Raw genomic sequence first — 21,939 nt, 5'->3', positions numbered from 1 at the left:
GAATGCTACTTTGCCCCTGGTGACAGCTACGCAGGGCCTGGGCCATTGGGACAAGCCAAAAGCTTTCCTAAGAAACAGATAGCAATGGAACGCTGTTAGAAAATTATACGTATGATCAAAAAGGAAATAATTTAGTTTCCACCATCATGTGGACGAGTGAACAAGGTTTTACGTTTATTATCATTTGAATGGACATGGAGATGTCGCTTATTTATCAGATGGAAACGGTAAGGTGTTAGTACAATATACGTATGATGCTTGGGGAAACATCACAATCAGTACGGGAACATTGGCAGATCGAAACCCATACCACTACGCTGGATATCGTTGGGATAACGCGATTGGGATGTATTATTGGAATACCCGTTATTACAATCCTTCAACCATGCGGTTTATTAGCAAAGATCCGATTGACGGGATAAAATAGAAGAAACTCGTCAAAAAAATCTTTGCTTATCCAGAGCAAAAGGCTTCTATTTCAACAAACGGTCCAGAATGTTGAAGAACGTTATCAATAAAATTGGATATTTATGTTGAATTATCAGAGTAAAGATTGTGAATGTTTTCACTTAGATTAACGGGCAGAATTAGTTTAAGTACATTTCTTCACAAAGCTTTTTTATCGATTCAAATGTTTTCTGGTTTACCTGCTTATTGACAGATTAGATTTTTTTGGGGAGGGAATGGATTCGCACCATAACCGAGGTAATAGACCTAATTTGCATGTTGTAATATTGATAGCATCGAATAGGAATAATAAGCATGGTAAAGGGGGTGAAAAGGTTGGAAAAATTAAATGAGAACTTGGAACGGAAAAACACGACCGTCATCGTTGTGGATATGCAAAACGATTACTGCCATCCTGATGGAGCAATTGCCAAAAGCGGAAGCGACGTCAGCGCGGTCAAAAAAATACTGCCGAGCTTGCGCAGCTTATTAGATGGGGCAAGAGAGCACTCTGTTCCAATCATTTTTTTGCAGACGAATCATGAGAAGGCGACTGATTCTGAGGTTTGGCTTTCCCGCTTTCCGGATGGTGTCAACCCGATTTGCCAGACGGGGAGTTGGGGAGCGGAATTTTACGAAGTTGCACCGCAGCCGAATGACATCATTGTGAAGAAGCATCGTTACAGTGGATTCGTTCATACTAGGCTGGAGTCCATATTGCGAACTCTTAAAATCGAAACCTTGATTTTAACAGGCGTCAGCACGAATCTTTGTGTGGAATCAACTGCCAGAGACGGGTTTATGCTGGATTATCGAATTGTGCTCATGAAAGATGCCTGCGCTGCTTTTTCGCAGGAAGAACACGATATGACCTTAAAAACCGTAGATACCTATTTTGGAATGGTGGCAGATACGGAACAGGTTGTTTCCTTTTGGCGGATGCACGCTCCCCAATCCCCCCAGTTTTTGACCTAAACGGTTGATGGACAAAAAAACGACCATGCTTATTTTGACAAACCCGAACAATAAAAACAGTGGTAGCCTAGGATGAGAAAATAAAGTTCTAGCCTGTCGCTGTTTTATTGATTATTGATGCATCCCTTTTTCCTTTTGAACAAACGGGTTTCCAATATTAAATAGTATAAGAATATTATTAGTAGGCGATACCTACACGCTATTTTATATTAGCGCGTGCTTTTATCTGTTTAAAAGTAAATTCTGCTGTATCCGGTACGGATATTTCAGCTGCACCCTCCGGCAAAAAATTTCGGTCTATTCGATATTTACCTACCCTTAGGATTAATTTATTTTGTTTCATCGTTTGCTGCTTTAAATTTTTTCCTCGCTAAAAATTTGAAAATAACTCCTTACTTCATCTAATGTGAGTGAGGATAGACCTCTGGGGGAATATCCTTAATTCGATCACACATCATAATTCCTTCCGTTATAAGCCAATTAAAGAAATTACAAAAATCTCTTACATAATTAAATAAGGTAATAGAAGAGCCAATATCTTTTTTAGCATCTACATACCGCCTGTAATTTCCAAACAAACATGAAATTCGAAAGAGAAGGGTAAATGGATTTTGGTTTTCACTTTATAACAGCTAATAGATTGATAGACCTGAGCCAGTATCCCTTGCTTTCTTGTTCCGTAATTTTTAGCTCTATTTAGGTGCTTCTTTTGAAACTGTTTACCCGAATACGATCGTTGTTAGGTTTAACGCAATCCATAGCCTGACTTTTACTTTTCGTCACTCATATATCCTATTCTGTATTAGATTACGACTTTGAACTAAGGAAAAGAAGGTGAATCCTTTTCATTATTGTGTCAACTGACTGAAAGTACTAGCGGACTTTTGTTCAATTTACGGTAAATTTGATTCATAATTAGTAATCTCTGTAAAGTTAATTTCATGAGTTTATAAAAATTAAAAACCTAAACTTTACAAAGTTATTCAAGGAAAGTTGAAAGGAAACTTTCTGAAGTGTACGAAAAAACACTTTAACTTTTTGTAATAATTATTAAATAATAATCAGAAAAATCTTGAAATTAGGGATTTTTGGTGCTAATATTATAAATATATTTTGGAACAATGTTCCTTAATAGGCAACAAATAGCGTATCATTACATTTTGGGAAGGGGGAAGTAAATTGTCCTACATTAAAAGACAAATTGTTGGTCAGAGGATTTCAAATAGAATGAATAAATTAACGGCAATCTCTGTGCCTTCAATCGGTGTAACTTGATTGTCTTTTACAAAGGAGTTTCGTGAAGGCAAGGAATTAGTTAGTAAATGGATGACGGAAGCAGGCATGACGGTACGAATTGAATCCTGCATAGGGTTTTCAGCATCCTGGGTTTGGTTATCCGGGAAGTGAAGTGAATGTATTAGAATTAACAGAGCATTTACAGGTATTATTAGAAATTGGTTATATCAGTGAGGGCTCACAAAATGTTGTTGTCTTTGAAGTAAAACCGGTGGAAATGAAAATTCGGATGTGGAAGGTGCACAATCCAAACGGCTTTTGTCCAAGCCTGGGCAAGAGTTTAATGCATTGTTCTTAGATTTATTCTTAATAAAAAACGATTGTGAATTATAAAAAAGGGAGGAATTTTGGCAAGCTACGCAGAATGATAAATTAAATCTTTTTTTGACAGCGTTTCCACGGGCATCTCAAAAATAATGTAAATTTTTGATTAAAAGGGAGTAAATATGTCTATCTATGAAGCTGTTGTATATAAAGATAAAGAATTAATGTCAAAGGTGAATTCTTAAATCAATCTCAAATGTGATTCATAGTTTTGATTTTGTTGCCAAAATAATTCTGAATATTATTTATATTCCGTAAGTAGTTTGTTGTTTAATGAATAGTTGCCCCGGCTTTGTGAAAAATGCAACTCCAATATTTTCTTATATCAAGGAGGAACATGGATGGGAAAATTAAGCTTCGGTAAAACAATTGCGTTAGGATTTCAGCATGTTTGTGTTATGTATGGCGGTGCTATAGCAGTCCCATTAATTGTAGCCCATTCACTTGGATTGACACAACAACAGCTTGTTTATCTTATTTCGTTTGATTTATTGTCATGCGGTATTGCGACTTTAATCCAAGTAATTGGTTTTGGGAGTATCGCCGGTATTCGATTACCCGCTTTAATGGCCGTATCCTTTATCGTTCTTGATCCTGCCATAGCAATTGGCAAGGCATATTCGATAACAGGTGTATTCGGGGCAGTTATGGTTTCAGGAATAGTAATTGCCCTTTGTGCCCCGTTTATTGGTAAGTTGGCAAAGTTTTTCCCTCCTATTGTTTCGGGTTCTGTGATTCTGATAATTGGTATTACCTTAATGCCTGTTGCGATGGCTAATGCTGCTGGCGGTCAAGGAGCTGAAAATTTTGGGGATCCAAAGAATCTGCTCATCGCTGCATTTACCTTACTCTGCTTTTTAATTTTCAACACATTTTTTAAGGGATTTTTAAAGTCAATTTCTGTCTTAATTTCGATGATCATTGGTACAGTGGCAGCTAGTTTCTTTGGAATGGTGAATTTTTCAACAGTAAGTACAGCAAAATGGTTTAACATTGTCACGCCATTTTATTTTGGAACACCTACATTCCACCTTTCTGCCATTATTACAATGGTTATTATCTCCTTTATTATTGCGATTGAAAGTATTGGCGTATTTATGGCACTTGGTGAATTTTCAGAAAAGAAAATTGGCGAAGCCGACATTAAAAAAGGGCTGCGTGCAGAAGGAATTGGCGCATTTATTAGTAGTATCCTAAATTCCTTCAACCATTCGACTTTTTCACAGAATGTCGGGTTAGTTATGCTTACGAAAGTAACAAATTTAAGTGTTTTGGTTGCTTCCGGGATTATCCTTGTATTTTTAGGTCTAGTCCCAAAAGTAGGAGCTCTCACCACTATGATTCCTGCTCCTGTTCTTGGTGGGGCCATGATCCCGATGTTTGGCATGCTAATTGCAGCTGCATTAAAAATTATTGGGAAAGCGGATATGTCTTTGCCATCTAATCAAATTACAATTGCTATTGGCGTTGGTATCGCATTAGCAATAAAAGGTGTCCCCACTGCCTTTACTCATCTTCCACAAACTCTTCATTTATTAATTGGGGATGGCGTTGTAGTTGGTGCATTAGTTCTTGTTATATTAAACGCATTGTTAAATGGTAGTTTGCAAGAAGGGCATTTTCATGGATTCGAGAAAGTAGAAGCAGAAGCCATATTGGATGCTGAATAGAACAGGTTTTTATAAAATGGAGGCGTGAACAATGTCATTTCTGGTATCTGATTTTTTAAAGCTGCAGGTAATTGGTAGCAGCCGTATTGTAGCAGGGGATCGAGGGGGAAATAACAGCATCCGTTCTGTGAGCATTATGGATGCTCCCGATACATCATGGTTAAAACGAGGGGATTTGCTGCTAACTACCGGGTATGTATTTAAAGATCACAAGGATACTCAGATTAAATTGCTCAATGACCTCGCCGGGAAACATTGTGCCGGTTTGGCTATTAAAGTAAAAAGGTTTTTTTCTGAAATTCCAGCAGTTATGTTACAGGAGGCAGATCGCTTAGGTCTGCCTTTAATAGAATTATCGTCTGATATTGTTTTATCTGATCTGCTTCTTTCGGTAACGAAAGAGATTGTGAATTATGAAGATTTGTCTAATAAGAAAAATTCTTTAGTCTCACTAATAATGGGCCATCCACTCGAGCATGGAGATCTAGAATTAATCTCCCATCAATATAAGTTCATGCCTAACTCCAATTATATTGCGATGATGATATCAGTTAATCCCTATAATGGAGATAAATCGGTTATTAGTCAAACCACCTTTGCTCAAATGGCAAACGAGATTGGAAACAAAGTAAATGCAAAGTTGCTAATGATTCCTAACAATAAAGATTTTGCAGTGATTTTAAATCCTCTTAATCTAAAAAAACCGCTAGAACTTGCCGCTATTGCAAGAAAAACTGCAAGACTTCTGGGAAATCAAATTCAAAAGAAATTTCCCAAACAAGTGATTCAAATCGGAATAGGTTCACCATGTATACAACTCTCGAGAATACATAAAAGCTATAAGGAAGCTAAGGAAGCTGTTCATTTTGGAAAAACAAATTCAGACTACAGGAATTTGGCCATTTATGAATACGCTGATTATGCACCTGAAGGTTTATTTCAGCAGTTATCAGATGACGTGTTAAAAAACTATGTTAAAAGTACACTGGAAGTGCTAACTACATATGACCAAGAAAATAACTCGAATCTGCTGCAGACCTTAGAGGCATTCCTGGAAAGCGGCGGCAAGCTGGCAGAAACTGCGAATGTTCTTTTTGTACATCGAAACACGGTGAAATTTAGGATTTTACGAATTGAGGAATTATTGGGTAATGATCTAAATGAAAGCAAGACGGCATTTCGCCTCCAATTAGGGTTGCGAATTGCAAGGATGCTCGACTTGCTGCCTTGTTCAAATGAAGTTGAAATAAAGTCAATGATTTAAAGATTTTTAGGGCCGGAATGATTCCCGGCCCTTTTTATTTTTGTCCGGAATATTGGTAACTCCATAAGGCCAACTGTAATTTGAAATTATTCTCTCCATTGTTAAAATCCATACCAAGAAGTTCTTTAATTTTTGGCAAACGCTGGTGTACGGTGTTGCGGTGAATACCCAGTGTATGAGCCGTTTCTGTCGGTTTTAGACAGCTATTCAGGTATACCGATAGTGTTTTGATGAAATCCGAATGATTCAACTGATCATATTCAATTAATGGAGACAGTAAGTGAGTATAATAATTTTCTAGAACATCTTTTGGAATATATCGCAGTAACGAATAGATTTCAATTTCTTTTTCCTCTTCCATCGTCTCTTCGGACTGAACTGCTAATATTCTCCTTAGTACTGCAAGAACTAAATCAGCTATCGATTGTTCATCTGGAATTTGAAAGATGGGAAAAGAATATTCATCCGCAATAGAAATCATCTCAGAAGGCAGTGAGCGTTGTAAATGGTTGGTTTTGATTCCCAGTCCTGCACACTTCCGTCTTGCTAGATCCTGAACCAATTTAATTAATGAAGCTTCTTCATTTTTGAAAACATACCCCGTAGTTAAGACCAAATCTCCTTCTTTAAGCCAATGAATAACGTCAGGGGCGTCGAAACTATTAACTGATGTTATATAGTTGGAAATTCCATTAAAACCTGCAGCGATCTTACAAGTGTTTAATGGAGGGCTGCTTAATGCTTCTGCTAAAGTCAACTTCATGGTTCCACTTCCTTTTATAAGAAGTTTCTAATTATCAATAGTTTACCTTATAGTGTGCTCAGAGCACAATGGAAAGTAGTCAGATTTGTCAGGTTCGGCTAATGACCATAATAATAAATCCTATTAAAATTAAATTAATCCTTAATAACTATTAAATGAGTAGTTTATTAGGAGAGAGGGGGTCTCTAAATAGAAAGGAATGAAAAATATGAGCAGGAAGCTGGCAAAAATGAATGAACTTGATCAAGCTGCTTTTACCGAAGCTCTTGGGTGGGTTTTTGAACATTCACCGTGGGTAGCGGAAAAGGCTTGGGTAAATCAACCGTTTCATTCTATATCTGAACTGCATAGGACGATGGTTCATGTGGTTCAGGAGGCTGATCTAAATGAAAAACTTGCTCTCTTGAGGGCACACCCTGATTTGGCAGGGCGAGTTCAAATGGCAGATGCATCAGTTAAAGAACAAGCGGGTGCAGGCCTTCATCAGCTTTCAAGAGAAGAACATGAGGAATTTCTTTTACTCAATAAGACATATACAGATAAATTCGAATTTCCTTTCATCATGGCAGTAAAAGGCCAAAACAAAGAATCCATAAAGCAGATGTTGAAAAAACGGCTGCAAAATGGACCTGAGGCTGAACTTAAAGAAGCTCTGGAACAAATCTATAAAATAGCTTTGTTTCGCTTAGAGGATTTTCTTAACGCCTAGCTTAGAGGTAATAACAAAATGCCAGAGCTTTCTTCCATTCTTTTGTAAATGAACGGGCTACCGTTGATTTAGATTTTAAATGATTTAAAAATAGAAGGAGGAGTTTTTATGAGTTCAAAGGAAAGAGTTATGTATTATGGTAAAGGTGATGTATTTGTTTTCCGGACCTATCAAACCCCGCTTGAAGGTATTAAATCAATTCCTGAGTCAGGCTTTACTGGCCGCAATAACGTTATTTTTGGAATGAATGCTAAGATTGCTCTTGAAGGGGATTTTGAGGAATCATTTACGAAAGCGGACAACAGCCGTGTTGTTGCTACTGATTCTATGAAAAACTTTATTTTGCGCCAAGCAGCACAGTACCATGGACCGACTTTTGAGGGATTTTTAGCATTTGTTTGTAATCGCTTCCTTAATACTTATGCACACCTTACTGCTGTTGAAATTACTGCCGATGAAGTTCCCTTTGAAACTGTAAATGTTGCCGGACAAGATCAATTGGAGGCAAGTCCGCTGGTTTACAGACATTCAAGAAATGAATTAATAACGACTACTGTAAAGGTACAACGGACTGAGAAAGGAAATAAAATTGTAAAGCAAGAAAGCGGTATTAGGAATCTTCACTTGATTAAAGTATCCGGCAGTTCATTCTACGGTTTTATTCATGATGAATATACTACCTTGCCGGAAGCAAAGGATCGTCCGCTTTATATCTATTTAGATATCCATTATCGTTACAACAATAACGAGGATGCAGTTTCAGACAATCCGGCTGTTTATGTTCCAGCTGAACAAGTTCGTGATATTACTGCTTCTGTTTTCCATGAGGCAGAAACAAAATCCATCCAAGATTTAATATACCGTGTAGGTTTACGTATTCTTCAACGCTTCCCGCAGCTTGCAGAAGTACAGTTTTTATCTAATAACCGTACATGGGAAACGATTGTTGAAGTTCCAGATTCTAATGGTGCTGTATTTACAGAGCCAAGGCCTCCGTACGGTTTCCAAGGTTTTGTTGTAGACCGTCAAGACCTTGAGAATGAAGGATTAGAAGTTTCTCCGGAAAAGGTAGAGGCATGAGCGGCAGATTAACCACCCATGTTTTAGATTTGGCAAAGGGTATGCCAGTAAAAGGATTAAAGATTGATCTCTGGAAACTTGAACCGGAGCGTACTTTTATCAAGTCAGTAAATACGAATAGTGATGGCAGGGTGGATTCCCCCTTATTAAACGATAATCAACTAACAACCGGGGAGTATGAATTACTATTTTATGTGGCTGATTATTTTCGATCTCAAGGTGTCGATGTACCCGAGCTGCCCTTCCTTGATAAAGTCCCATTAAGGTTCGGTGTTGCTGACCCGGACAGTCATTATCATGTCCCGCTGTTAGTTGCACCAGGCGGATATAGTACCTATCGCGGCAGTTGATTAATAAATCTTCTTTACGGTTTGAAATGGAGGACAAAGTTTATGATAACAGAACGCACTCGAAGAGCCACATTAGCAGGTAATCCCGTTACACTTATTGGACCAGAAATTAAAGTCGGTGATAAGGCACCAGACTTTGAGGTTTTGGCGAACGACAGGTCAAAGGTAACTCTTTCAGATTCAAATCATATGGTACGACTGATTAGTGTCGTCCCATCCCTTGATACCGCTGTATGCGACCAGCAGACTAGACGCTTTAATGAAGAAGCGGCAAATCTTGGTGAAAACGTCGTCGTATTAACAATAAGTGCGGATCTCCCGTTTGCCCAGAGCAGATGGTGCGGTGCACAAGGAATACAAAATGTCCAAACGTTATCTGATCATCAAAGTATGTCATTTGGCAGTGCATATGGGACCTACATGAAGGAGCATCGTTTGGACAGCAGGGCTGTCTTTGTTGTAGATTCCCAAAATATTGTGACCTATGTGGAATACCTTTCTGAAGTAACGAATCATCCAAATTATGAAGCGGCTTTAACAGCGGTCAAAGCTGCAAAATAGACTTTAGTAACAATACTTCTCAATTAAATTACGAAGAAACACTTGGAGTAAAATTTATAATTTTAATAGTTATCTATTGAAAATTAACTGAATTTACCAAAAAGTTATAAAATTTATGAGTGCGGTAAATATGATTCTAAGTTTACCGCACTTCCTTCCAATATTTATGATCTTATCTTTTTCCGGAATGGTTTAAAAATGGAGTGGTACATGTGGAAATAATGGTTTTAGGCATGAATCATAGCACAGCACCTGTAAAAATTAGGGAGAAATTTAAAATACAAAAAGAGTCTTATTCCAATTTTATTGAATCTCTGTATCGAACTGAGGGTCTTAAAGAGTGTGTAATTTTGTCAACCTGTAATCGAACTGAAATTTATGCAGTTGTAGATGAAACACATATGGTTAAGCATAAAATCATCCAATTTCTTACCGATTCTTTTGAGGCAAACAAATTACAGATTACAAATAATTTATATTTAAAAGAAAATGATGAAGCTGTAAAGCATTTATTCCGCGTTATCTGTGGTCTTGATTCTATGGTTCTAGGAGAAACTCAAATTTTAGGACAAGTTAAAGAAGCTTATACTAGAAGCCACAGTCATCAAGCAACAGGTACTATATTTAATAAATTATTTAACCAAGCCATTACATTTGCTAAACATGTTCATTCCGAAACGGATATCGGCAGAAATGCTGTTTCTGTTAGTTATGCTGCAATAGAGTTAGGAAAAAAAATTATTGGTTCTTTACATTCCAAGACTGCTGTTATTTTAGGTGCAGGTGAGATGGCAGAATTAACGGTAAAACATCTTCACGCAAATGGAGCAGGTAAAATAATTGTTGTGAATCGAACATATGAACGAGCTAAGAAATTGGCAGAGAAATTTGGTGCTGGCACCAAAACAATGGACCGAATTCACGATGTACTAATCGAAGCTGATATTATTATAAGTTCGATTGATATGAAAGAACCTATCATCACTGCAAAAGATATGGAAACTATTAACCTAAAAAGAACACAACGCCCTTTATTCATGATTGATATTTCTGTTCCAAGAAATATTGATCCGAAAATTAATAACCTGGATCATGTTTTCTTATACGATATCGACGATTTGGAAAGTATTGTTGAAACCAATCTAGAAAAAAGAGCTCAAGAACGTGAAAAAATCAACGATATGATAGATCAGGAATTGCTGACCTTTAAGACGTGGTTAAGCACATTGGTCATTACACCTATTATGGCTGCCCTTCGTTCAAAATCATTAGGAATCTATGAAGAGGCTATCAGTCAAATTGAAAATAAGTTACCAGGTTTAACTGAAAGGGAACGAAAAATTATTCGTAAATATTCAAAAAGCATCGTTACCCAAATGATGCATTCACCATTAATTGGAATGAAACAGATGGTTGCTACTAATTCAAACCAAAAAGAAATTTCAGACCTTATTATTCAACTTTTTTCTTTAGAGGAAGAAGTAGACGAACAATATAATGCGAGAAAATTTAATTCAAAGCCAAACCACCTAATTAATGTATTACATCCTTCTACTACCTTTGGGAATATTCCTGTCCACTCTTGAATAAATGTGGAATAAGGATGATATATATAAGAAAAAGATGATCATATAAAAAGGTATTAGGGGTGATTTGCAATGGAAAAGAAAAAACCGTATAAAAGCACTTCATATAGTGAGATTATGAAATCGCTTAATTCATCAAAGAAAACTCAAGATGTGAATTCAAATCTTGATATGTATATACAAATGGTCTTGGATGAAGCAATGGTCACCCGGCAAATTACGCTCCTAGAGGAAAAGATTAATGATGCTCTTACATCAATGGATAAGCCTTTATTTCTGGAATTGTCCGCTACGTATGAAAAATTAAGACACCAACAACAAAGCTTAATTGAAAAAGGTAGGCATATATTAAATAAACTATGAATATTGCTACTTTAAACTATCATAAGTATTATTTATAATTTAAATAGTTAACTGAATTATCTGAAATGAAAATAAATTAAATTTATTATATATTAATATTGATTTTTAAATGATTTTAATTTTTAATAGTTATATAGCATATTTTAATCGCTATCAAAAATATTACGGGGTGAAAAAAATGACTAAAGGGGAAAAAAATATGGACACGAAAGACACTACTAACATTGGAAAGTGCCCGTTTCATCATGGCGGTGCAACTTCTAACAAATCTAGTAATATGCCAAATAGAGACTGGTGGCCAAACCAGTTGAATTTGAAAATTCTGCATCAGCATGACAGAAAATCTAACCCTATGGGAGAAGAATTTAATTATGCAGAGGAATTTAAAAAATTAGATTATGATGCTCTTAAGCAGGATCTTAAAGTGCTTATGACAAACAGCCAAGATTGGTGGCCGGCTGACTATGGACATTATGGTCCATTCTTTATCCGTATGGCTTGGCACTCAGCAGGTACATATCGAACAGGTGACGGCCGTGGTGGTGCTGGAACTGGCAATCAGCGTTTTGCTCCACTGAACAGCTGGGCTGACAACGGTAACCTTGATAAAGCCCGTCGACTGCTATGGCCGATTAAGCAGAAGTATGGCAACAAGATCTCTTGGGCTGACTTAATGATTCTAACTGGGAATGTTGCGATCGAATCAATGGGCGGCAAGACATTTGGTTTTGGAGGCGGACGTGCCGACATTTGGCATCCAGAAGAAGATATCTACTGGGGTTCTGAAACAGAAATGCTAGGTGATAACCGTTACACAGGTGATCGTGAGCTTGAGAACCCACTTGCTGCTGTTCAGATGGGTCTAATTTATGTAAACCCTGAAGGACCAAACGGTAAACCAGATCCGCTTGCAAGTGCTCGTGACATACGTGAGACCTTTGCGCGTATGGCAATGAACGATGAAGAAACAGTTGCACTAGTTGCTGGCGGTCATACTTTTGGTAAGGCACATGGTGCAGGAGATGCTGCTCATGTTGGTCCAGAACCAGAAGCTGCTCCTATTGAAGCACAAGGTTTAGGTTGGTTAAGCACACATGGATCAGGTAAAGGTCATGACACCATCACGAGTGGTATTGAAGGTGCTTGGACTGCTAATCCGACACAGTGGGATAATGGGTACTTTGATCTATTGTTTGGATATGAATGGTGGCTTACAAAGAGTCCTGCAGGTGCATTTCAGTGGCTTGCAGTAAATCCTGATGAGAAGGATCTTGCACCGGATGCAGAAGATTCATCAAAACGAGTTCCGACGATGATGACCACTGCCGATATGGCTTTACGTTTTGATCCAATATACGAAAAGATTTCTCGTCGTTTCCATGAGAATCCGGAAGAATTTGCAGATGCATTTGCCCGTGCATGGTTCAAACTAACACACCGTGACATGGGTCCAGCTTCAAGATATCTTGGCCCGGAAGTTCCAGAAGAAGAGCTTATCTGGCAAGATCCTGTACCATCCGTTGATTATGAATTAACGTATAATGAAGTAGAAAAGATTAAAACGATGATCCTGGATTCAGGTCTTACAATTACCGAGTTAGTCACAACGGCTTGGGCTTCAGCAAGTACCTTCCGTGGCTCAGATAATCGTGGCGGCGCAAATGGTTCTCGCATCCGTCTTGCTCCACAAAAGGATTGGGAAGTGAATCAACCGGAACAACTTACAAAAGTGCTTAGTGTACTAGAGGACATTCAAAGTCATCTAGATAAAAAAGTCAGCTTGGCCGACTTGATTGTACTAGGCGGTAGTGCTGCAGTAGAGAAAGCTGCTCAAGATGCAGGTTTTGACGTAACGGTTCCTTTTGCTTCTGGACGCGGCGATGCAACACAAGAGCAAACTGATATTGAAAGTTTTGCAGTCTTAGAGCCTATCGCGGATGGTTTCCGCAACTATCAGAAGAAGCAGTATAGTGTAAGTGCAGAAGAGATTCTAGTAGACAAGGCACAACTACTTAACCTTACTGCACCAGAAATGACTGTACTTGTTGGCGGTATGCGTGTTCTAGGTACAAACTACGGTGGTACAAAACACGGCGTTTTCACTGATAATGTGGGTACACTTACAAACGACTTCTTTGTTAACCTGCTTGACATGGGAGTTGAGTGGAAGCCTGTAGAAGGTGGTATATATGAAGGACGTGACCGCAAGACAGGTGAAGTAGTGCGTACAGCAACTAGAGTTGACCTAGTGTTCGGTTCAAACTCCGTTCTACGTGCCATTGCAGAAGTTTATGCTCAAGAAGATAACAAAGAGAAGTTTGTGCATGACTTTATAGCCGCCTGGGTAAAGGTAATGAATGCAGATCGTTTCGACCTTAATTAACGGCTACGACGGGTATTAATGCAACAAAGCCCAATAAAAGTTAGTAAATATTATCCCTGTTATTCCCAAGGTGACCGACAATTTTAGTCGGTCTCTATTTCGGTGTAAAATCAACATGGAAATTAAATTACCTGTTTTGATCCATACACAAAAAAGAGATCCTAAAACACATATTAGTGCTGTTGTCTAATTTGGATGACAGCATTCGTGTTTTATAAGGGTAATGATTTTGATTGTTATTCTCGATTCTATCGGGCCCTTCTATAAAACTTATAATATTCTCGAATTTACCAACATGGTGAATAAAAAAATGCAATGGAGATGTTGTAGATGATGAATCATCCACGTGTTCAACAAGGTTCTGAGGTATTAAAAAATAATGGATTAAAGCTAACCCCACAGAGATTAGCCATATTAGAGTATATGGCCACTTCTAATTCTCATCCCACCGTAGATGAAATCTGTAAAGATTTAAAGGAATTTTTGCCTAGTTTAACGCCAGCCACGATATATAGTAACTTAAAATGTTTTAAGAAATATAATCTAATAAATGAATTGTCCTTTGGGGAATTTGCTAGTCGCTTTGAATGGGCTACTTCCTTTCATTACCATGTTAGATGTAAATTTTGCGGAAATCTTGCTGACTTTTATTACCCAAAATTAATTCAAGTAGAAGAATTCGCCAGAATTAATTTACAATTTAATGTAACTCATCACTTTTTTGAATTACAAGGAATTTGCCCTAAATGTATTTAAAAAGGGGTGTTTGAAAGTGAACGATCCTTTGTCATGTAGACATTCCATTCAGTAAAGAATATCATTATTTCTTTTGACAATGCTTCTTCAAAAGTAAGCCCTCCACCAAGTGTTATCATCTTCTCGGTGAACAAAAAGCGAAACGTACTTAACGCCCGAATACGAATGTTAATCATGTGAACAGATAATTCTTTGTTGCTGCGTTTTCGATGTTCATCCTCTGAGTATGGTATACGTTCGGTTCGAAGATACTTGATATAACTTCGTATTTTATCCGCTGTAGTTTCGATAACGTCCATAACATCTCCTGAAAGCAATTGACGGAAATACCTCATTACTTCTTGATAACCATTGATTGTTCCTAGTCTTAATCCTTTTTCTTTCTTTGCACGAATGGAAAATTTCGAACGCTTCATCAAGGGAATATAGGACATGTCTATTCTGTGAGACTTCAGATGAGGATATAATACCTCTTTCACCAATAAATTTACGTTTCATACGATTTCTAATTCCACCTCAGATTAGAGCCGAGGAGTACTACGGTACAGAAATCTGTCCTACAGTCATAAAAACTACATCCTACAGACTACAACCGGATAGCACGCAAGATTCCGGTTCTTGAAATTCGGGTTCGAGTCCTGACGAGGGCGTACAACAATGCTTGTGTTTATTGAATTTCCAATGAATACAAGCAGGTGAAGGAAAACAAGGATTCTTATTATTCACTACCGTTTTTCTAACCCATTTTTGCTTAATTGAAGTAGTCACCAGTACTCGATACATGTGGTATGTAGGAACAAGTGATGCCTAAACTTAATTGTTAGAAATCTTTAACATCTTTAAATTCACTTAAAACAAATACAAACTAAATAAACCCTTGTAATATTAGATTGATTTTTGTCAAAATCTTTATTTGATTATAAAAAAAGACCTTTTTTATTGTTAACTTTGAAGATAAAGAAATTGTTTCCCAATAAAAAATTTTATTTATTTTCCGTTCGTTTATCTAGGAGTTCAGCAGCTAATCTCGCTTTTTCCCTCGTTTTATTTATGTTAAGCAAAGAAATGTCCGACGAAGTATGTCCAAGTTGAGACATACTAAATGGAATATTGCCATTGGTTTGTTTAGCAAGGTTCGTCGCGTATGTATGTCGCAGTTATGAGGTGACATCCTTTTGTCAAACGACTTTGTGTATTTATAAACAAGATTTCCTATAGCACGATTCGTAAGGGGTTTCGGTTCTTTTTTGTACAGCTTTAGTTAAACATATTCGTTTTCACAGTTCCCGGCTTTATATCTTTCATTTCTAATAGACAGATACTTTTATAGATCCTCTAAGCTTGAGGGAGTTACAGAAACCGTATCTTTTTTATTACCTTTACGTACTACACTTATCTCTTTAGAAGTGAAATCGATATCTTTAATACGTAAGTTAGATAACTCATTTACTCGAATACCTGTCCCCAAGAATCGAATGGGCGGGATTGGTCTAGGATTATCCATTGTCCGTGAAATCATTCTCCGGCACGATGGGAAAATCGGTGTAGATAATCCAGTAGAAGGGTATACATGTTTCTAGATGAATTACCTTTGATTGAAAGTAAGATGCGGTAAGATTAACCGGCTGGCATTATGGAGTTGATGAATCAAAAGCTAACTCCGATTTTTTTAATATCTTCCACAAGCTTAATTATCATGGTCTCTATTCATTTTAGCTTGATAATCTGGCTAAGTAGAGGGGACTTCGTTTGGATATTTTTTATTAGTTTTGCCAATTTGCAAAAATTTCTGATCCTCTTGTAGACAAGAATTCTCTAATCTAGATTAGTACTAGATGTAGTGGATGTGTACTGTCTTTCTGTCATTGGTTTAGCTGCTGAGGAAGTGCATCCAATGAATCCATTATCCGCGGTAAATCCAGATTTTGACCAAATTTTTAAACGCTAAGTCAGTAACAGTTAAAATGAAAAACTCTTAAAAAAAGAAATCCCCTTCACGCAATATGGAGGGGATTTCTTTGTTACTAGGTCACGCACTTAAAAGATTAAAAGGAAAAGCAAAAGTATGAATCCGAGTCGTCTATTTTGTAATGATATATCTAAGTCTGAAAAATTAGGTTTTTTAGGAAAATTGAGGATATATGCTAGCAAAAGATATATTATTAATCTAAGAAACTATTAGAAAGGGTTTTTATATGAGAAAATTATTAATCTTTTTAATTGTAACCGTTGTCTTTCTTGGCATTGTTCCTAGTTATAAAGATGCGGCAACGATTGCTACAGAGCCACACGTTCAAGTAAAGCTAGTGAAATATTTAGGTAATCAGTCAAGTATTTCATTAAAAATAGTGGGAAACTACTATTTAAATGGGGATTCCACGAATCTATTAACCAGCGATCGAAGTTATACGGTGAAGGTAGAGAGTGAAACGCTTGCCTTATATGATGGAACCACGAGATTAGCCACCGGGAGCGAATTATCGATTACTCCGGTTAATAGTATTGACCATGCAGTGATCAACAATCGTGAATATGCCGGGAGTTTTCTTTTTACAGTGGAAAAAAATCAATATGTAAGACCGATTAACACCATTAATCTTGAAGATTATGTAAAGAGTGTGGTCCCGGATGAAATGCCTGCGCTTTGGCAGATGGAGGCCTTAAAGGCACAGGCAGTATCAGCGCGAACCTATGCGTATTTTCGTTTGAATCAGGTGATCAATGATACTACCACTTTTCAAGTATATGGGGGCGTGACAAGCTTACATCCTAGATCATCTGAGGCAGTTGACGCGACAGAAGGTGAAATCCTAACCTACGATGGGAATATCATTGATGCTGTTTTCTCTGCCTCTAACGGAGGAAAAACGGAAAAACTATTTAATGTCTGGTATCCAAAATCCCTTCCATATTTTAAGGTTCAAGCCGACGAGTACGATACGGCCAATACCTGGGATGCTACCTTGCATAAACAGCAAATGGATGTCACTTCATTGGACCTCAAAAATCCAGACAGCTGGTGGGATTCTAAAAATGAAAAAGATGCTTTGTACGCGAACAACATTAAAAAGTGGATGATGAATAATCTATCAGGATTTAGTGGTAAACAAATCAAAATTGTTTCTATCCCTAAGGTTTACTTTTATTCACCTACCGAAAGCGGTCGATTTACAAAAAGTGATCTTTCACTCGAATTTTTTATAAAAGACGTTTTCAATTCAAATGGGGAGCTTGAACTTCAAACCGCAAGTATTAATAACCAGCTTGCAGACGATATGCGTACCATCATCGGCACAAACGACCCTGCGAAGCCCGGTTCAAGAGACTTGAAGAGTAATTTGTTTTCCATCAACGAAACCAACGATGCTTTTGTGTTTTCAGGCTCCGGGAACGGACATGGTGTTGGTTTAAGTCAATTTGGTGCTAATCGCCGTGCTGCTGCCGGTATCCTGTATAAGGACATTTTATCCTTTTACTATCCAGGCACTCTCTTATCCAAACAATACGCGATCCCACCTGGACCTGCTACAGTAAACGATGTAACAGATAAAGATACTTCTGTGACTGGTATGGCGGAAGCGGGATCAACAGTAGAAGTAAAAGTTAATGGAAACATCATTGGTTCTGCGAAAGCCGGTACAGATGGAAAATTTACAGTGGGCATTCCGGTTCAAGTAGCAGGAACGGAATTGGTCATAACAGCAACTGACATTGCAGGAAATGTAAGTGAAGATGCGAAGATTGTGGTAAAAGATGTCACCTCCCCTGAAAAACCAAAGGTAAATAAAGTAACCGATAAAGATACTTCTGTTACTGGACAAGCAGAGGCTGGAGCCAAAGTAGAAGTGAAGGTAAATAGTTCAGTAAGCGGCTCTGGAATAGCAGAGGAAGATGGCCAATATAAAGTTACTATTCCATCACAAAAAGCTGGTACGGAGTTAGTGATTGTTGCAATAGATGCAGCTGGTAATGTTAGTGAAAAAGCCATTGTAGTCGTTGAGCCCTCCGCACCAACGGGTTTATCGGTTTCATCCAACTCATACAACAGTCTTAAAGCGAGCTGGAAGGGACCAAGTGATATATCGGGGTATGAGATTTGGAGAGCTTTATCTAGTTCAGGACCATACACGAAAGTATCAACCACTACGAAAAATACGTTTACAGATTCATCTCTAAACACTGGCACTACGTATTACTATAAAGTCCGTGCGTATAAAACGGGTACAATAACAGCATACAGTGGTTTTAGTTCGATGGGATCAGCAAAACCAGTCCCTGCTGCACCACTGTCCGTAAAAGCAAGTTCTTCTTCTTACTCTAGTATTAAAACTAGCTGGGCCACAGTTAGTGGGGCGAACGGGTATGAAGTGTATCGATCTACATCAAGTACGGGTACTTATTCACTAGTAGGGATAACACCATCCCCTAGTTATACGAATGGCGGGCTCACCACAAATAAAGCCTACTATTATAAAATTAGAGCTTACCGAACAGTTGGACAAACGAAAGTTTATAGTAACTTTTCATCCATCGTTAGTACAAAACCAGTCCCTGCTGCACCATTGTCGGTGAAAGCAAATTCTTCTTCTTACTCTAGTATTAAAACTAACTGGGCCGCAGTTAGTGGGGCGAACGGGTATGAAGTGTATCGGTCGACATCAAGCACGGGTACTTATTCACTAGTAGGGACAACATCATCCACTAGTTTTACGAATGGCGGGCTCACCACAAATAAAGCCTACTATTATAAAATTAGAGCTTACCGAACAGTTGGACAAACGAAAGTTTATAGTAACTTTTCATCCATCGTTAGTACAAAACCAGTCCCTGCTGCACCACTGTCCGTAAAAGCAAATTCTTCTTCTTACTCTAGTATTAAAACTAGCTGGGCCACAGTTAGTGGGGCGAACGGGTATGAAGTGTATCGATCTACATCAAGTACGGGTACTTATTCACTAGTAGGGACAACACCATCCCCTAGTTATACGAATGGCAGACTCACCACAAATAAAGCCTACTATTATAAAATTAGAGCTTACCGAACAGTTGGACAAACGAAAGTTTATAGTAATTTTTCATCAATCGTTAATACAAAACCAATACCCTCTGTTCCACCTAATTTTAAGGCAACTAGGTTAAGTTCGAAGAGTATCAAGGTAACATGGAATTCTGTATCAGGAGCAAGCGGATATGAAGTTTACAGAGCTACCTCCAGTAAAGGATCATATCGTTTGCTAAAAAGCACCACTTCTTTAAACTATACGAATACAGGACTAGAAAGGGGAAATACCTACTATTATAAACTACGAGCATATAGAATTGTTGGTAAATCCAAAGTATATAGTGGGTGGACAGCCATCAAAAGTGCAAGACCATAACCACCATTTGGGTGTGTGGTCCAAAAAGATTGCTAATTGATACAAAGAAAGAGGCCGGATTCGGCCTCTTTTATTTATTCAGGGTTTTTTTTCTGAAATATCAATTATTCAATTTTTAAAAAGTAGATTTACAACTTTTAGGTGATTAGGAAAAAAGCCCAATTTATAGTTTGCAGAACCATAAATTAGGCCTTAGATTAATAAAAAATTTTAAGCTTAACCACCGTTAATAGGAATAACGGCTTCATTGATGAAGTTAAACTTCTGCATGTTAAATTATTTTTTATTTAGCTGTGTAACCACCGTCTACTAAGATTGTTGTACCAGTTACAAAGTCATTTTCAGCTAAGAAAACTACTGCATGTGCAATTTCCTCTGGTTTTCCTAATCGGCCAATTGGATGCTTATCAACTAAGCCATCGTAAAATTCACCAAGAGCTTCTTTGTTAACTAAACCTGATTCAATAAATCCAGGAGCAACTGCATTTACACGTATATTACGATCCGCATATTCTAAAGCTACTGATTTAGTAATTAAATTGACAGCACCTTTACTTGCTGCATATGGAATAGAAGTTGGTTCTCCAACACTTCCCAAAATGGATGATGTGTTAATAATAGAACCACCGCCAGTTTTAAGCATCTCACGAAGTGCATACTTTATACCATAAAATACGCCATCTTGGTTGACGGAAATGACCCTCTTGTAATCTTCATCAGTTAATTCATGAGTTGGTTTTTGGATTCCAATACCTGCGTTATTAAAGATTACATCTAATTGTCCAAACTGTTTTACCGTTTCAGATACAAGATTTTCAACTGATTTCTCATCGGCAACATTAACTGAGACAAATAATACATCGTCATATTTCTCTTTTAACTCTTTCTCTACTACTTTTCCAGCTTCACTATTGTAATCGCCAATTACCACTTTAGCCCCTTTTTCTAGAAAAGCTTTAACAGTAGCTAATCCAATACCAGAAGCACCACCAGTTACAATTGCAACCTTACCATTTAAATTAGTCATAATCAAAGACCTCCCATAACATTTTTATTACAACTCATTATTAACAGTTAACAGAAGCTGCCTAATGAAAATCTGTACTAATTTGTTCACAATTTAATTTTACTCTTCTGTTCACATTTAACAATCATTAAGATATCATTAAGTGTCTACTAGTTAGACACTTATATAAAATCTGTCTAATTTTGAGGGAGTTTTTTTCATGAATAGTGAACAAAATACCACATCTCAACGACAATATCGGACAAGAGAACATTTAAAGCAAGCATTAATTGAACTCATAAAAGAGAAGGGGTATCACTCCGTTACTGTAAAAAACATTGTCGACTATGCCGCTTATAATCGCAGTACGTTTTATATCCATTATCAAGATAAGATTGAATTGGCTGAATATCTACTCATTTCCATGTTTCAAGGGCTAGAAGCATCAGTAGGAAAACCATATGTACCTGGTCATAAAGTTTTTACGGAAAACCTAAATGCACCATCTTTTAATATTGTTTCTTATATCTATATCAACCGGAATTTTTTTGAACTGATTAACTATGATGACACGCTACCTGGATTACACACCCGGTTCCCTCAAACGATCTTAAAAATCTATAAAGAACAATTTAATTTCCAAACAATAAACAATATACAAGTCAATATGGATTATTTTAAACGGTATACAGCCTATGGCTTTTACGGACTCCTTCAGAATTGGATTCATAATGGCTTCAAAGAAACTCAAGAGGAATTTATCCAAGAAGTTATCGATCTTACGAAAACACATATTTATTCATTTAAGTATATTGGAAGTAATTAAATATGAGTTGTATTCAAAAAAGACAAGAGGAAAATTTTAAATGCAAAAAATGTTTGGCTATGGGTTTAATAGGCTATCAGTGGTATTATATATTTGATTATTTGTGGTTTTAAACGGTTTTCATAAATGCGGGATTTTTCTTGTTAAAATGACAAGAACTCCATAAGGAGTCCTTGTCATGTAGCAATTTATCTAGAAAATT

The 21,939-nt window shown here is 37.3% G+C and carries 20 protein-coding genes; 15 read left to right on the top strand and 5 right to left on the bottom strand.

What is annotated here, in order from left to right:
* The first annotated feature begins 184 nt into the window (after window positions 1-184).
* Together E2K98_RS02455 and E2K98_RS02450 are read left to right on the top strand one after the other, a co-directional pair.
* Entirely contained in the window at window positions 185-427 is a 243-nt protein-coding gene (locus E2K98_RS02455; protein WP_133332700.1) for an RHS repeat-associated core domain-containing protein, read from the top strand.
* A gap of 335 nt (window positions 428-762) precedes the next feature.
* Window positions 763-1,422, top strand: coding sequence for a cysteine hydrolase family protein (locus tag E2K98_RS02450; protein WP_133332699.1), 660 nt, complete (start codon window positions 763-765; stop codon window positions 1,420-1,422).
* 1,208 nt (window positions 1,423-2,630) lie between these two features.
* Here E2K98_RS02450 and E2K98_RS30710 read toward each other — a convergent pair.
* Complete coding sequence (locus tag E2K98_RS30710; RefSeq protein WP_165976148.1) at window positions 2,631-2,789, bottom strand: hypothetical protein; 159 nt, start codon at window positions 2,787-2,789, stop codon at window positions 2,631-2,633.
* A gap of 41 nt (window positions 2,790-2,830) precedes the next feature.
* Here E2K98_RS30710 and E2K98_RS02445 point away from each other — a divergent pair, with 41 nt between their 5' ends.
* The 3 genes from E2K98_RS02445 to E2K98_RS02435 all read left to right on the top strand — a co-directional run bounded on the left by E2K98_RS02445 (window position 2,831) and on the right by E2K98_RS02435 (window position 5,976).
* Complete coding sequence (locus E2K98_RS02445) at window positions 2,831-3,016, top strand: hypothetical protein (protein WP_133332698.1); 186 nt, start codon at window positions 2,831-2,833, stop codon at window positions 3,014-3,016.
* Between the two features lie 367 nt (window positions 3,017-3,383).
* Complete coding sequence (locus tag E2K98_RS02440; protein WP_133332697.1) at window positions 3,384-4,712, top strand: nucleobase:cation symporter-2 family protein; 1,329 nt, start codon at window positions 3,384-3,386, stop codon at window positions 4,710-4,712.
* Between the two features lie 31 nt (window positions 4,713-4,743).
* Window positions 4,744-5,976: a PucR family transcriptional regulator gene (locus E2K98_RS02435; protein WP_133332696.1), complete on the top strand. Its 1,233-nt coding sequence runs from the start codon at window positions 4,744-4,746 to the stop codon at window positions 5,974-5,976.
* 34 nt (window positions 5,977-6,010) lie between these two features.
* Here E2K98_RS02435 and E2K98_RS02430 read toward each other — a convergent pair whose 3' ends face one another.
* Window positions 6,011-6,739 (bottom strand): PucR family transcriptional regulator, encoded by a 729-nt coding sequence (locus tag E2K98_RS02430; protein ID WP_133332695.1) that lies wholly within the window; start codon window positions 6,737-6,739, stop codon window positions 6,011-6,013.
* Window positions 6,740-6,947: 208 nt separating this feature from the next.
* Here E2K98_RS02430 and uraD point away from each other — a divergent pair, with 208 nt between their 5' ends.
* The 8 genes from uraD (at window position 6,948) to E2K98_RS02390 (ending at window position 14,527) form a co-directional block, all read left to right on the top strand.
* Complete coding sequence (uraD, locus tag E2K98_RS31565; protein ID WP_133332694.1) at window positions 6,948-7,448, top strand: 2-oxo-4-hydroxy-4-carboxy-5-ureidoimidazoline decarboxylase; 501 nt, start codon at window positions 6,948-6,950, stop codon at window positions 7,446-7,448.
* Window positions 7,449-7,556: 108 nt separating this feature from the next.
* Window positions 7,557-8,528, top strand: coding sequence for a factor-independent urate hydroxylase (pucL, locus tag E2K98_RS31560; RefSeq protein ID WP_133332693.1), 972 nt, complete (start codon window positions 7,557-7,559; stop codon window positions 8,526-8,528).
* On the top strand, window positions 8,525-8,878 hold the full coding sequence (gene uraH / locus E2K98_RS02415; RefSeq protein WP_026574601.1) for a hydroxyisourate hydrolase: 354 nt from the start codon (window positions 8,525-8,527) through the stop codon (window positions 8,876-8,878). The genes pucL and uraH overlap by 4 nt, the downstream gene beginning before the upstream one ends.
* Before the next feature lie 42 nt (window positions 8,879-8,920).
* Window positions 8,921-9,439, top strand: a complete 519-nt coding sequence (gene tpx / locus E2K98_RS02410) for a thiol peroxidase (protein WP_133332692.1) — start codon at window positions 8,921-8,923, stop codon at window positions 9,437-9,439.
* A gap of 221 nt (window positions 9,440-9,660) precedes the next feature.
* The gene (gene hemA / locus E2K98_RS02405) at window positions 9,661-11,025 is read left to right on the top strand and encodes a glutamyl-tRNA reductase (protein ID WP_235824698.1); all 1,365 of its coding nucleotides are present in this window, start codon (window positions 9,661-9,663) and stop codon (window positions 11,023-11,025) included.
* 72 nt (window positions 11,026-11,097) lie between these two features.
* Window positions 11,098-11,388, top strand: a complete 291-nt coding sequence (locus E2K98_RS02400) for an IDEAL domain-containing protein (RefSeq protein ID WP_133332690.1) — start codon at window positions 11,098-11,100, stop codon at window positions 11,386-11,388.
* A gap of 199 nt (window positions 11,389-11,587) precedes the next feature.
* Complete coding sequence (katG, locus tag E2K98_RS02395; protein ID WP_133332780.1) at window positions 11,588-13,771, top strand: catalase/peroxidase HPI; 2,184 nt, start codon at window positions 11,588-11,590, stop codon at window positions 13,769-13,771.
* 330 nt (window positions 13,772-14,101) lie between these two features.
* Window positions 14,102-14,527: a Fur family transcriptional regulator gene (locus E2K98_RS02390; RefSeq protein ID WP_235824689.1), complete on the top strand. Its 426-nt coding sequence runs from the start codon at window positions 14,102-14,104 to the stop codon at window positions 14,525-14,527.
* Here the strand turns inward: E2K98_RS02390 and E2K98_RS02385 are convergent.
* Both E2K98_RS02385 and E2K98_RS31555 read right to left on the bottom strand, forming a co-directional pair.
* A complete protein-coding gene (locus E2K98_RS02385) occupies window positions 14,524-14,961 on the bottom strand; it encodes a hypothetical protein (protein ID WP_133332689.1) in 438 nt (145 codons plus the stop codon). The genes E2K98_RS02390 and E2K98_RS02385 overlap by 4 nt on opposite strands.
* A gap of 890 nt (window positions 14,962-15,851) precedes the next feature.
* The gene (locus tag E2K98_RS31555; protein WP_235824697.1) at window positions 15,852-16,031 is read right to left on the bottom strand and encodes a tyrosine-type recombinase/integrase; all 180 of its coding nucleotides are present in this window, start codon (window positions 16,029-16,031) and stop codon (window positions 15,852-15,854) included.
* Window positions 16,032-16,722: 691 nt separating this feature from the next.
* On the opposite strand from E2K98_RS31555, the gene E2K98_RS02375 reads away from it, so the two are divergent.
* The gene (locus E2K98_RS02375; RefSeq protein WP_133332688.1) at window positions 16,723-19,905 is read left to right on the top strand and encodes a SpoIID/LytB domain-containing protein; all 3,183 of its coding nucleotides are present in this window, start codon (window positions 16,723-16,725) and stop codon (window positions 19,903-19,905) included.
* Between the two features lie 283 nt (window positions 19,906-20,188).
* Here the strand turns inward: E2K98_RS02375 and E2K98_RS02370 are convergent, their stop codons facing one another.
* Entirely contained in the window at window positions 20,189-20,932 is a 744-nt protein-coding gene (locus E2K98_RS02370) for an SDR family NAD(P)-dependent oxidoreductase (RefSeq protein ID WP_133332687.1), read from the bottom strand.
* Between the two features lie 199 nt (window positions 20,933-21,131).
* Between E2K98_RS02370 and E2K98_RS02365 the strand changes: the two genes are divergently transcribed.
* On the top strand, window positions 21,132-21,737 hold the full coding sequence (locus E2K98_RS02365; protein ID WP_133332686.1) for a TetR/AcrR family transcriptional regulator: 606 nt from the start codon (window positions 21,132-21,134) through the stop codon (window positions 21,735-21,737).
* Window positions 21,738-21,939: the final 202 nt, after the last annotated feature.

This window comes from Bacillus salipaludis (assembly GCF_004358205.1).
The sequence above is the reverse complement of the archived record's forward strand: the minus strand, read 5'-3'. Positions and strand labels throughout refer to the sequence as shown.